General features: G+C 72.7%; 9 protein-coding genes and 1 pseudogene. 6 read left to right on the forward strand and 4 right to left on the reverse strand.

Annotation, left to right across the window (positions count from 1 at the left end; all coding sequences use genetic code 11):
• Positions 1 to 2: 2 nt before the first annotated feature.
• On the reverse strand, positions 3 to 728 hold the full coding sequence (locus BN3794_RS03625) for an ABC transporter ATP-binding protein (RefSeq protein WP_066093541.1): 726 nt from the start codon (positions 726 to 728) through the stop codon (positions 3 to 5).
• 162 nt (positions 729 to 890) lie between these two features.
• On the reverse strand, positions 891 to 2,162 hold the full coding sequence (locus tag BN3794_RS03630; protein WP_066093545.1) for an efflux RND transporter periplasmic adaptor subunit: 1,272 nt from the start codon (positions 2,160 to 2,162) through the stop codon (positions 891 to 893).
• A gap of 214 nt (positions 2,163 to 2,376) precedes the next feature.
• Between BN3794_RS03630 and glmS the strand changes: the two genes are divergently transcribed.
• The 5 genes and pseudogenes from glmS to BN3794_RS03650 all read left to right on the forward strand — a co-directional run bounded on the left by glmS (position 2,377) and on the right by BN3794_RS03650 (position 9,835).
• A complete protein-coding gene (gene glmS, locus BN3794_RS03635; protein ID WP_066093549.1) occupies positions 2,377 to 4,206 on the forward strand; it encodes a glutamine--fructose-6-phosphate transaminase (isomerizing) in 1,830 nt (609 codons plus the stop codon).
• Between the two features lie 245 nt (positions 4,207 to 4,451).
• Positions 4,452 to 5,324: pseudogene (locus BN3794_RS16800) on the forward strand (Wadjet anti-phage system protein JetA family protein); the annotation flags it as partial.
• Positions 5,325 to 5,482: 158 nt separating this feature from the next.
• On the forward strand, positions 5,483 to 5,749 hold the full coding sequence (locus BN3794_RS16805) for a hypothetical protein (RefSeq protein ID WP_236493177.1): 267 nt from the start codon (positions 5,483 to 5,485) through the stop codon (positions 5,747 to 5,749).
• Positions 5,746 to 6,423: a DUF4194 domain-containing protein gene (locus BN3794_RS03645; protein WP_066093552.1), complete on the forward strand. Its 678-nt coding sequence runs from the start codon at positions 5,746 to 5,748 to the stop codon at positions 6,421 to 6,423. Before BN3794_RS16805 ends, BN3794_RS03645 begins: the two co-directional genes overlap by 4 nt.
• Positions 6,410 to 9,835, forward strand: a complete 3,426-nt coding sequence (locus BN3794_RS03650; protein WP_066093555.1) for an SbcC/MukB-like Walker B domain-containing protein — start codon at positions 6,410 to 6,412, stop codon at positions 9,833 to 9,835. Before BN3794_RS03645 ends, BN3794_RS03650 begins: the two co-directional genes overlap by 14 nt.
• A 185-nt stretch (positions 9,836 to 10,020) precedes the next feature.
• Here BN3794_RS03650 and BN3794_RS03655 read toward each other — a convergent pair whose 3' ends face one another.
• Positions 10,021 to 10,836 (reverse strand): IclR family transcriptional regulator, encoded by an 816-nt coding sequence (locus BN3794_RS03655; RefSeq protein WP_066093558.1) that lies wholly within the window; start codon positions 10,834 to 10,836, stop codon positions 10,021 to 10,023.
• A gap of 70 nt (positions 10,837 to 10,906) precedes the next feature.
• Entirely contained in the window at positions 10,907 to 11,584 is a 678-nt protein-coding gene (locus BN3794_RS03660) for a hypothetical protein (protein WP_066093561.1), read from the reverse strand.
• A gap of 158 nt (positions 11,585 to 11,742) precedes the next feature.
• On the opposite strand from BN3794_RS03660, the gene BN3794_RS03665 reads away from it, so the two are divergent.
• Positions 11,743 to 13,002 carry an MFS transporter gene (locus tag BN3794_RS03665; protein WP_066093564.1) on the forward strand — a complete coding sequence of 420 codons (1,260 nt, stop codon included), beginning with the start codon at positions 11,743 to 11,745 and terminating at the stop codon, positions 13,000 to 13,002.

The raw sequence follows: 13,002 nt of genomic DNA on the forward strand, positions 1-13,002 counted from the left end.
CCTCAGGGCCGGGGAGAGGTCTGCACGATCACGGTCTCGGTCTCCACCAGCACCGGCTCGCGCACCAGGTCGGTGACCTGGCCGTCGACGATGTGCACGTTGCGCTGCGCGCGCGCGGCCAGCTCCGGGTCGTGGGTGACCATCACGATCGTGGTGCCGGCGGCGTTGATCTCCTCCAGCAGCTCCAGCACGCCGCGTGCCATCTGCGTGTCCAGGTTGCCGGTCGGCTCGTCGGCCAGCAGCAGGCGCGGGCTGCCGGCCAGGGCGCGGGCGATGGCCGCGCGCTGCTGCTGGCCGCCGGACAGTTCGGCCGGGTAGTGGTGCATGCGCGAGCCCAGGCCGACCTTGCCCAGCGCGTCCTCGATGCGCGCCTTGCGCTCGGCCGCGGGCATGCGCCGGTAGCGCAGCGGCACGTCCACGTTGTCGAACAGGTTCAGGTCGGGAATCAGGTTGAAGCCCTGGAAGATGAAGCCGATCTTCTCGTTGCGCAGGCGCGAGCGGGCGTCGTCGCCGAGGTGGCTCACGTCCTGGCCATCGAGCAGGTAGGTGCCGCTGGTGAAGGTCTCCAGCAGGCCGGCGATGTTGAGGAAGGTGGTCTTGCCGGAACCGGACGGGCCGGTGACGGCGACGAACTCGCCTTCCTTCACGTGCAGGTCCAGCTGGCGCAGGGCGTGGGTTTCCACCTGTTCGGTGCGGTAGACCTTGGATACCTGGCGCATCTCAAGCATGTCGGTTTCCTTCGTGGGCAATGGAAGCAGTGGAGGCAAGGGAGGGGAACAGCGCAGAGAAAGCCACCCGGGAGCGGTACGGCCGGTGGGCCGGTGGGCGGGAGAGAACGCATTGCCTTGGCGGGGCGCTGGCGCTCCGGGGTGGAAGCGGGGCGGCGCGGATCATCGGCTGATCCTCACCCGCTCGGCGTCGCCGAACAGGTCGCTGCCGGACACCACGACGCGGTCGCCGGGCTGCAGGCCGGACAGGATCTCGACCTCGCCCAGGCTGGACAGGCCGAGCTGCACCGGCCGGCGCACCGCGTTGTGGCCGTCCATGACGTAGGCATAGCGGCCGCCGGATTGCTCCACGAACGGGCCGCGCTCGACCTTGAGCACGTTCTTGCGCGTGCCCAGCAGCACCCGCGCGCTCATGCGCTGGCTCTGGCGCAGGCCCGGCGGCTGCTTGTCGGAGAAGCGGATGCGCGCGGTGACCTCGCCGTTGACCACTTCCGGCGACACCGCCGAGATCTCGCCGGGGAACGGCTCGCCGCTGCCGCTGGTGAGCTGGGCCGGCATGCCGATGGCCAGGTCGCGGGCGAAGCTCTCCGGCACCTTGATCTCGACCTCGAACTTGGACAGGTCGACCACGCCCAGCACCGGCGCGTTGGCGGCGACCTGGGTGTGCGGCACCGCCTGCACCTGGCCGACCTGGCCGTCGAAGGGCGCGCGCAGGGTGAGTGCATCGACCTGGCGCTGGACCTCGACCACCACCGACTTCTGGCGGTCGGCGAGCAGGCGCTTGTTGCGCGCGTCCAGTTCGCCGGCCTGGCTCTTCAGGCGCGCATCCTGGCTGGCGTGCTGCAGCTCGATGTCGGCCTTCTTCAGGCCGTCCTGGGCCTTGGCCAGGTCGACCTGGGCGACCGCGCCGCCGTCGAAGCCGCGCTGGTAGCGCTGCAGGTCGCGCGCGGCCGCCTGGTGTTCGATCTGGGCCTGGTCGGTCAGCTTGCCGGCCTCGGCGCGGGCCAGGGTGGCATCCAGCGCGGCGCGGCTGGCCTCGGCCTCCAGGCCGGCCAGCGTCGCCTCTTCCTGGGCCAGCTTGCTGCGCAGTTCCGGGCTGTCGATCACCGCCAGCTCCTGGCCCTGCTTGACCACGTCGCCGGCCACCACCTTCAGGTCCACGGTGCCGGCGGAGATGGCGTACAGCACCGGGCTGTTGGCGGCGATGACGCGGCCATCGGCGGCGATGTCGCGCACCAGGTCGCCGCGGCTGACGGTGGCGATGCGCACGCGGTCGGCGCCGATCGAGCGTGCCCCGCCGAGCCAGCCGGAGACCGCCCAGCCGGCACCGGCAAGCAGGACGACCGCGGCGGCGGCCGGCCACAGCCAGCGTTTCCAGCGTGCGTTGGCGGGAGCGGCGAGGACCTGGTCCTGGGCGGAGGTGTCGCGGATCATGGCGGGTCTCGAGGAAGGTTGCCCCGTTCATCGCAGGTTGCGTGCCAACGGCAAGCCATTGATTCCATTGACGCCAACCGGGCGGACGCGGTGTCCGGCGTGTCCGCGGACAGGGCGCGGACACCGTGTCCGCCCGGTGCCGGGCAGTGGACAGGCGGTGGACAGGATCGGACACGGATAAAATGCCGCGCTTCCCATTGCAGGACATCGGCCCATGTGCGGCATCGTCGGCGCGATCGCGGATCGCGATGTGGTTCCCTTCCTGATCGAGGGCCTCAAGCGCCTGGAATACCGCGGCTATGATTCGGCCGGGCTGGCCGTGGTCGAGGACGGCAGGATCCACCGCGTGCGCCGCATCGGCCGGGTCGCGGAGATGGAACACGCCGCGCTGGCCGAACGCCTGCACGGCACGCTCGGCATCGGCCACACCCGCTGGGCCACCCACGGCGGGGTGACCGAGGCCAATGCCCACCCGCACGTGAGCCACGGCGTGGCGCTGGTGCACAACGGCATCATCGAGAACCACGAGGCGCAGCGCGAGCGGCTCAAGGCGCTGGGCTACGTGTTCGAGTCGCAGACCGACACCGAGGTCATCGCCCACCTGATCCACCACCACCTGGGCGAGTGCGGCGAGCTGCGCGTGGCGCTGCAGCGCACGATCAAGGAGCTGACCGGCGCCTACGCGCTGGCGGTGGTCGATGCCCGTGAGCCGGACCGGCTGCTGTGCGCGCGCCAGGGCTGCCCGCTGCTGGTCGGCCTGGGCGAGGACGGCAACTACGTCGCTTCGGACGTGTCGGCGCTGGTGCAGGCCACGCGCCGCATCGTCTACCTGGAGGAGGGCGACACCGCCGAGATCCGCCTGCGCGAGGTGCGCTTCTTCGATGCCGAGGACCGCCCGGTGCAGCGCCAGGCGCACGTCTCGGACGTGTCGCTGGCCTCGCTGGAACTGGGCCCGTACCGCCACTTCATGCAGAAGGAGATCCACGAGCAGCCGCGCGCCATCGCCGACACCATCGAGGCGGCGATCGACGCCGGCGGCTTCCCGGCCACGCTGTTCGGGCGCGAGGCGGCGCAGGTGCTGGCCGGCATCGAGGGCGTGCAGATCCTGGCCTGCGGCACCAGCTACTACGCCGGCCTGACCGCGCGCTACTGGATCGAGGCCATCGCCGGGCTGCCGTGCGCGGTGGAGATCGCCAGCGAGTACCGCTACCGCAGCGCCTACGCCAACCCCGACCACCTGGTGGTGACCATTTCCCAGTCCGGCGAGACCCTGGACACGATGGAGGCGCTCAAGCACGCCAAGGCGCTGGGCCACCGCCATACCCTGGCGATCTGCAACGTGCCCGAGAGCGCGATCCCGCGCGCCAGCGAACTGGTCTGCTACACCCGCGCCGGCGCCGAGATCGGCGTGGCCTCGACCAAGGCCTTCACCACCCAGCTGGCCGTGCTGTTCCAGCTGGCGGTGGCGCTGGGCCGGCTGCACGGGCGCGTGGACGGCGAGCGCGAGGCGGCGTGCCTGCAGGAACTGCGCTTCCTGCCCGGCAGCGTGCAGCACGCGCTGAACCTGGAGCCGCAGATCGTGGCCTGGGCCGAGCGCTTCGCCCAGCGCGACAACGCCCTGTTCCTCGGCCGCGGCCTGCACTACCCGATCGCCCTGGAAGGCGCGCTCAAGCTCAAGGAGATCTCCTACATCCACGCCGAGGGCTACCCGGCCGGCGAACTCAAGCACGGCCCGCTGGCGCTGGTGGACGAGCGCATGCCGGTGGTGGTCATCGCCCCCAACGACAGCCTGCTGGAGAAGGTGAAATCCAACATGCAGGAAGTGCGCGCGCGCGGCGGCGAGCTGTTCGTGTTCGCCGACCAGGACAGCAATTTCAGCGCCTCCGAGGGCGTGCACGTGATCCGCACCCCGCGCCACGCCGGCCTGCTCTCGCCAGTGGTGCACACCATCCCGGTGCAGCTGCTGGCCTACCACGTCGCCCTGGCGCGCGGCACCGACGTGGACAAGCCGCGCAACCTGGCCAAGGCGGTGACGGTGGAGTAGCCGCGCCGGCCGCTGCGGCGCCGGGCCGTGGCGCCGGCGGGCCCGGACCGGCCGATCCGGCTAAAGTAGCGGTTTTTGCCGCCCGGATCTTCGTGCTGGACCCTTCGACGACTTCCACCGCCACGCCCTCGCTGTTCGCGCTCGTGCCCGAGGGCGTGTTCGGCCCGCTGGCCTCGCCCAACCGCGAGCACTACTGGCGGCTGCTGTGCCGGCTGTTCGACGAGTACTTCGGCCCGGACGCGCCGGTGCCGCCCAGCCACGGCTTCCAGCGCCGCGAGATCGTCGCCGCGTTCGAGCGCTACCTGCTCACCGACGACCCGTGGCAGGACGAGGACGGCACCGCGCCCGACGCGCCGCTGGCCGCGCGTGCCAACGCCATCTACGAGCGCTTCCGCAGCGCCGGCTGGCTGCGCCAGGAGCGCATCGGCGCGCGCGAGATGGCCAGCATGGTGCCGGCGGTGGCGCAGCTGCTGTCCACCCTGGTGGAGTTCGCCGAGCGCGGGCCGACCTACGTGTCCGCGCGCATGCGCTCGGTCGAGCTGCAGCTGCAGCAGGTGGTCGAGGGCCGCGCCGGCGGCGACGTGCTCGACGAGGCCGCCGACCAGGCGCGGCGGCTGCTGGTGGCGCTGTCGTCGATGAGCCTGCAGGTGCGCGAGCTGATGCCCGAGCTCAGCCGCGCCGAGAGCACCGCGCAGTTCGCGCGGCAGTGGTTCGAGCGCTACGTCGCCGAGTTCTTCATCGGCGACTACGCCGAACTGCACAAGGCCGACCACCCGCTGGCGCGGCGCAGCGCGATCCTGTCGATGGCGCGCGCGCTGGAGGCTGGCGGGCGCGCCGAGGCGCTCACCGCCTGGTACCGCGAGCACGCCACCGGCGGCGACGAGGCACGGGCGCGGGCGCGGCTGTCGCGCAGCCTGCGCCGGCTCGGCGAGATCGACCGCATCGAGGACTACCTGCAGCGCCTGGACGAGGACATCCGCCAGGCCAACCGCCGCGCGCTGGCGTTCCTGGACTACCGCCTGCGCGCGCCCGACCGGCTCGACGCGCTGCTGCGCCGCGCCTGCCGCGGCGCCCAGACCGCGCCGGCCGAGGCCCTGCGCCTGGCGGTGGCGCCCGGCGCGCTGATGGACGCCGAGCGCCTGCGCGCCCCGCAGCGCCGCCCGGCGCCGATCGCGCGCAGCGCCAGCCGCGCCAGCTGCTCGGGGGTGGGCGGGAGCTGGCGCGGCTGGCGCTGCTGCGGCGGATCAAGCGTGCGCGGCTGGTCACCCCCGAGGACATGGCGCGCTATGTCGGCCGCCACCTCGACGGCGCCGACCGGGTGGACTCGCAGGCGCTGTCCATCGCCAGCATCGGCGACCTGCGCGCCTACCAGTGCCTGCTCACCGCCGCCCTGCGCAGCCACCGCGCCGGCGGGCTGCGCCGCGAGGATCCGCTCGGCCGGCTGCTGCGCGGCTTCACCGTCGAGCTGGCCGGCGCGACCGACGACAACGACTTCCTGCGCGCCCCGCGCTTCGTCCTCCACCGCATCGGCAAGACCGCATGAAACGCAGCTGGAAAACCCTGAGCCAGGCCTCCGGCCTGTACACCGAGGCCGACTTCGAACGCACCGCCTACCGGCTGGTGGTCGAGCAGGTGCTGTACTCGGCCGACCGCAACGCGCGGGTGGCCTACCGCATCGTCGAGGAATTCTTCGAGGACTTCGTCGCCGCGCTGGCGCCGCTGGGCATCCGCCTGGAGCGCAACGCGCACTACCGCTACGTGGTCGCGCTGCCCACCCACGGCGAGGGCGTGCCGGTGTCGCTGGAGGAGACCCTGCTGCTGCTGGTGCTGCGCCAGCGCTTCGATGCGGCCATGCGCGAGGGCAGCATCGAGGACCAGGGCGAGGCGGTGGTGGAGCTGCCCGAACTGCAGCAGGCCTATCCGGAACTGACCGGCCGGCCGATGCCCGAGGTCGGCACGCTGCGCGCGCTGGCCCGCACCCTGCGGCGCTGGGGCTGCGTGCGGCTGGTGGAATCCGAGCCTGACGAGGCGCAGCCGTTCCACCTGCGCGTGCGCCCGGCGATCGTGGAGATCGTCGGCGAGGCCTGGCTGCAGCGGCTGGACCAGCACAACCGCGACGACGAGGAGGACGAGGATCCCGACGCCGACGGCCCGCGCGCGGACGTCGTTGCCGCCGACATCGACACCGGCCTGGAGGACGACGATGCAGCAGCTTGAACGCGTGCACCTGGTGCAGTTCTTCCTGTTCGAGGCGCAGACCCTGGAGCTGGACGCGACCAGCGCCATCATCGCGCCCAACGGCGCCGGCAAGAGCGCGCTGCTGGATGCGCTGCAGATCGTCCTGCTCGGCGGCGACCGCAGCCGCATCCGCTTCAACGCCCAGGCCGGCGGCAGCGCCCGCGCGCGCACCATCCGCGACTACTGCCTGGGCACCTACCGCCCGGGCGAGGGCGGGCGCAAGCGCCGCACCGCCACCACCTACATCAGCCTGGTGTTCCGCGACAGCGACAGCGGCGAGACGCTCACCGCCGGCATCGGCCTGGGCGCATCGGTCGACGAGCCCGAGCACCGCATTCACGGCCTGTACCTGCTGCCCGGCGTGGCGCTGGCGCGCGAGGACCATCTCGAGCGCCAGGGCGATGCGGAGCTGCCGCTGGCCTGGACCACCTTCCGCCAGCTCGCCTCGCAGCGCTGCAAGGCCGCCGGCGGCAAGGCCGAGTTCCCGCCCAACGCCGAGCGCTTCCTGCGCGAGTTGCTGCTGCGCCTGCGCGCCGCGCCCACCGCGCAGCCGGATCTGGCCGCCTACCGCAAGGCGTTCCAGAACGCGCTCAACCTGCAGCGCGTGGAGGACGTGGACCTGTTCGTGCGCACCCTGGTGGCCGAGGACCGGCCCACCGACATCGCCCGCTTCCGCGGCCTGCTGGAGAGCTTCCGCCTGATCAAGGAGAAGATCGAGCAGGTCGAGCGACGCATCGGCGAGGCCGAGGCGGCCGAGCAGCAGTACGGCCGGATCGCCGCCCAGGCGGTGCGCGCCGCCTCCGGCCGCGCGCTGGCGGCCGAGTACCGCCGCGACCTGCTCGGCGAGCAGGTCGAGCTGGCCGAGCAGGCGCGCGAGGCGGCCACCCTGGCGCTGGCCGACGCCCGCCACCGCCTGGCCACCGCCCGCGGCGAGCGGCAGGCGGTGGAGGCCGAGCTGGAACAGGCCCGCGCCCGCCTGCAGGGCAGCGACGGCTATGGCGCCCGCGCCGCCTACGACGAACTGGCCGGGCGCGACCGCGCCGAGCTGGCGCAGATCGGCCAGGAACTGGGCCGCCAGGTCGGCTTCGCCCGCGACCAGCTGGCCGCCGCGCAGGCGCTGGACCTGCCGGACCTGCCGGCCGACACGCTGGCGCGCGCCAGCGCCCCGTGGCGCGACTGGGCCGCGCAGCTGCAGGCCACCGCGGCCGAGGCCGCGCTGCCGCTGGCGGCGGACACGCTGCACGCGCAGGTGCGCCAGGCGCTGGCCGCTGCCGCGCCGGTGGTGGCCGCGGTGTCCGCCCATGCCCACCAGCTGCACGGCGCGCTGCAGCAGGCGCGCGAGCGCCGCGACACCGCGCGCCGCAACCAGGCGCGGGTGCAGGCCGGCCAGGCCGAGCTGCGCGCCGACGTGGCGCGGCTGATGAACTACCTGCAGGACGCCGGCATCGCCGCGCGCCCGGTGTGCGACCTGGTGCGCATCGCCGACGTAGCCTGGCAGCCGGCGATCGAGGCCTACCTGCGCAGCCACGTCGAGGCGCTGCTGGTGCCGGCCGCGCAGGAACAGCAGGCGGTCAGGCTGTACCGCTCGCTGCAGGGCGCGCGCGCCGTGTACGGCGTCAAGCTGGCGCTGTCCAGCCACGGCGAGCGCCGCGGCGGGCGGCCCGAGGACGGCAGCGTGGCCGCGCTCGTGGAGGGCGACGCCGACGCGGTGGCCTACCTGCGCCGCCAGCTCGGCGAGCTGCGCTGCGTGGACAGCGAGGCCGAGCTGGTGCGCTCGCGCCAGGGCCTGACCCGCGACGGCCTGGTCGCCAAGGGCGGCGGCATCGAGCGCCGCCGCCTGCCCGGGCCGGCCGAACTGCGCATCGGCGCCGGCGACCAGCGCGAGCGCGCGCGCATCCTGCACGAGGAACTGGAGGAGGCCGGGCGCGAGGTGCAGCGGCTGGAACCGCTGGCGCGCCGCGCCGAGGCCGCGCGCCACGGCCTGGCCCAGCTCGGCGACGCCGAGGCGGTGGCCGGTGCCATGCATGCGCTGCTGCTGCGCCACCGCCAGGCGCTGTCGCACCTGCACGCGCTGCAGGCCGGGCAGGAGGAAGGACAGGATCCGGACCTGCTGCGCCTGGGCGAGCAGGTGCGCGGCCTGCAGGAATCCCTGGCGGCGGTGCAGCAGCAGGTGGAGGCCGGCGTCGGCGACGAGCGCGAGGCCGCCGGCGCACTGGCGCGCGGCGAGCAGCTGCTCGAGGGCCTGCGCGCCGAGCAGGACAAGGTCGCGCGGCAGGCGGTGGCCGCCTTCGCCGACCCGGAGGTGGACGCCAACCGCGTCGAGCGCCTGCGCGAGGAACTGGACGCCAAGCTGCCCACGCTGGAGGAACGCGCGCAGCGCTGCGAGGAGCGCGCCCGCGACGCCGACGCGCAGCTGTCGCGGCTGCTGCCGGAGGCGTGGAGCGCGCTGGCCCAGTACGCGCGCGACCACGGCCTGGCGCCGGACTTCGACGCCGCCGACTGGCGCGCCGCGCGCACGCTGCTGCACGAGGACCTGCAGCGCCTGCGCGACACCGAGCTGGTGCAGCACCGCGCCGAGGCCGAGCAGGCCTACGCCACCGCGGTGGACACCTTCCGCAGCGGCGTGGCCTCGGCGCTGTACGACAACTTCGTGCGCCTGAAGCAGCAGATCGCCACGCTCAACCGCACCCTGCGCGCCAGCCCGGCGTTCTCCAACAACGAGCGCTACCAGTTCCACTACGAGGTGGTGCCCGAGTACCAGGCGCTGCACCGCTTCATCCAGCGCGCCGCCGACCTGGGCGGGGAGGACACCCTGTTCGGCAGCGCCGGGCAGGTGCCGCCGGCGTTCCGCGAGCTGGTCGAGGACAGCGCCAGCGCCGGCGGCCTGGCCACCTCGCCGCTGGACGACTACCGCCGCTTCTTCCGCTTCGAGGTGCAGATCCGCCAGGAGGACCGCGTCATCGGCTCGCTCAGCGACCGCATGCGCTCCGGTTCCGGCGGCGAACACCGCGCGCCGCTGTACGTGATCGCCGGCGCCGCGCTGGCGGCGGCCTACGGCAAGAGCGAGGCGCACCCGGGCGGGCTGGGGCTGATCCTGCTCGACGAGTTCGGCGACAAGATCGACGCGCAGAACGCGCGCGCGATCACCGGCTACCTGCGCTCGCTGGGCCTGCAGCTGGTGCTGGCCGCCCCGGACACCGCCCAGGGCACGCTGTCGGGCGTGCTCGACAGCTACATCGAGCTGTTCCGCGACGGCGACCTGCTGCAGGTCGAGCGCATCGAGGTCAAGCCGGCCGCGCGCGAACTGCTGCTGTCCGACCAGTTCGACCTGCACCCGCAGCTGCTGGAGGCCGAGACCGCGCGCATCCGCCGCGAGCAGCCGGTGTCGTGAATCGCCGGGCCGGTGCCCGCGGCATGCCGGAACGCGACCGGCCGGGACCGCGGCCCGCCGGCAGCACGGGTGGGCACGGTGCCGATGCGGCAACGATCGCGCCGCTTCCGGCTTTCCGTGGCTTCGCTATCGCCCGCCGGGGAGCGGGAGGGCGCGGCTGCCCGGCTTGCCGGAGGCCGGGCGTTTCAACCGCGATAGCCCAGTGCGGCCGAGATCTGGCTGGCGGTCTCGCGCAGGGCATCGACGTTGGCCGGGTCCGGTTCGGACGGCAGGAAATGGATCGAGCCGACGATGGCGATGGTGCCGAACAGGCTGCCGTCGGCCTGCAGCAGCGGCGCGGCCAGGGCGTTGATGCCGGTGTAGAGCTCTTCGGGAGCGTCGGCCCAGCCGCGCCGGCGCACCAGGTCCACCTCGCTGCGCAGCCGCTCCGGATCGGTGATGGTGCGCTGGGTCAGCCGTGGCAGCGGGGCGGCCAGGGTCTGCTGCAGCACGCTTTCCGGGCCGAAGGCCAGGACCACCTTGCCCTGCGCCACCGCGTTGAAGGGGAAGCGCGTGCCGGGACGCAGGCTGATCTCCACCGGCGCGGTACCGCGCAGCAGGTCGATCACCGCCACTTCCGTGCCGCTGAAGCTGGAGACCACCACGGTCTGGCCGATCCGGTCGCGCAGTGCCTGCATCGACGGCTTGGCCAGGGTCATGATGTTGAAGTGCCGGCTGCAGGACTGGCCGAGCAGGTACAGCTGCCAGCCGACCTGGTAGGCGCTGGTGCGTGGATCCTGGACCACGTAGCCATGCTCGCGCAGGGCCGCCAGGTGGCGATGCATGCGCGCCTTGGGCATGCCCAGCTGCTGGCCGAGCTGGGTCACGCCCAGCCCCGTCGGCGAGGCGACCAGCGCCTCGATGATCTTGAGCGAGACGATCGCCACCGGCATGGCGTTCTCGCCGGGCGGAAGCCCGGCGGGCGCGTCGGGCGTGGCGGGCGTGGAGGTATCGGCAGTCATGGCCAGCAAGCGGGGACGGGCCGACTAGGCTAACCCAGCGCCGGCCCGGCGTCTCGCCAGCCGTGACAGCTCAGATCGCCGGCAGGGCGATGAAGCGTTCGGCGAACACGCGGTAGCGCTGCGTCTTCGGGGCGCCGGCGTCCTCCGCGCGGACGTAGCGGATCGAGCTGAGCCCCTTCAGCGGGCGCGGCAGCAGGAAGCAGCGCACGAAGGCGGTCGGCCCGGCTTCCGTGGTCGGGGCCAGCACCGGCGCGTGACCCAGCTCGAACCAGGCCTCTCCGGCCTCGTGCACATGGCGCTGGCCGAGGGTCTCGATGGCGATCTGGCCATGATGCACGACGCGGATGCCGGGGCCCTGGTGGACATGGGTCAAGGCCACGCCGCCCGGCGGGAACGCCACCCAGTCGCAGCGCATCAGCCAGTCGAAGCGCGGGTCCAGGTCCACCGGCGACTCGAGCAGCAGCCTGCTGGTCGTGGCCGGTGCCGAGGGCAGGGCCGCCGTGGCCGGGCGCTCGGCCAGGTCCAGCTCCCATCGCCACAGCAGGGTCGGCGCGGCGTCGTTGCGCAGGACCAGCGTGCCGTCCACCACGTGGCCCTGGTCGGTGTCGAGCAGGCGGCCGCCACTGGCGTCGTCGGCCATCAGGCCGCCCTCGCGGACGTAGAGCGCGCGCGGGACATGGGGCAGGAAGACCGGCGGGCAGCCGGCCGGCAGCCGGTCTTCGTACAGGCGGAGCGAGAGCACGGGCATGGGGAAGCCTCCTTGGTTTACCGAAAGTAATACGTTTTGTATCGATGATCGATACACTAGACCATGGTACGGGTGTTTCATCCGGTATTACCGCATGTACGATACATTGGTATCGTTCATCGAAACATGTATATCGATCCCTCGGGAGGGGATGCCCCATGGCGCAGATACGGCCGCTTCAGCAGCAAGCCCTTGGCAACGACCGCTGGTGGCAGGGTGCCACCCGCCAGCAATGGCACACGTTCGGCTCGGCCTACCTGGGCTGGGCGCTGGACGTGATGGACCTGATGCTGTTCGCGATGGTGATCAAGCATGTCGGCGCGGACCTGGGTTTCGACAAGTCCGCGGCAGGCATGGTGGTGTCGGCCACGCTGCTGGCCACCGCCGGCGGCGGCCTGGTGTTCGGCTACCTGGCCGACCGCATCGGCCGCGCGCGCTCGATGATCCTGAGCATCATCTGCTATTCGGTGGGTACCGCCCTGTGCGGCCTGTCCGACAGCCTGGGACAGCTGATGCTGTTCCGGATCATCGTCGGCCTGGGCGTGGGCGGGGAATGGTCGGCAGGCTCCGCGCTGGTGTCCGAGACCTGGCCGGCGCGCCATCGCGGCAAGGTCATGGCCTGGGTGCAGAGCGCGTTCGCGGCCGGCTATGCCATCGCCGCGATCCTGGCGGCGGTGATCGTCCCGCTGGGCGGCTGGCGCTGGGTGTTCGTGGCCGGCCTGGTGCCCGCGCTGCTGGGCTTCTACGTGCGCCGGCATGTGGAGGAGCCGGAGATCTGGGCCCGGCAGGAGCGCCGCATGGGGTTCGGCGAGACCATCCGCACCCTGTTCACCGGCCACGCGCGCAACACCTTCGTCGGCCTGGCCTTCACCACGGCGGCGATGTGCGGCTACTGGGGCCTGTTCACCTGGATCCCGACCTACCTGGCCACGCCGGTGGCCGCGGGCGGGCCGGGCCTGGACCTGGTCAAGTCCACGGTGTGGATCGTGATCATGCAGGTCGGTGCCGCGCTGGGCTACATCACCTTCGGCTACATCGCCGACGTGATCGGCCGCAAGAAGGCCTTCATCCTGTTCTTCGTCTGCTCGGCGCTGGCGGTGCCGGTGTTCGCCATCCTCAAGCAGCCGGCGGTGCTGATGGTCTTCGGCATCGTCGTCGCCTACTTCGGCACCGGCTTCTACAGCGGCTTCGCGCCGACCTTCGCCGAACTGTTCCCCACGCGCGTGCGCGCCACCGCGCAGGGCTTCGTCTACAACGGCGGCCGCGCCATCGCCGCCATCGCCCCGGCGCTGATCGGCTTCCTGGCCAATGGCTACGGCGTGGGCATCGGCCTGGCCGCCACCGCCGGCTTCTTCGCCCTGGCCGCGCTGATCGTGGCGCTGTTCCTGCCGGAGACGCGCGGCGTCGAACTGACCTGA

Source organism: Xanthomonas massiliensis, assembly GCF_900018785.1.
Classification (GTDB): domain Bacteria; phylum Pseudomonadota; class Gammaproteobacteria; order Xanthomonadales; family Xanthomonadaceae; genus Xanthomonas_B; species Xanthomonas_B massiliensis.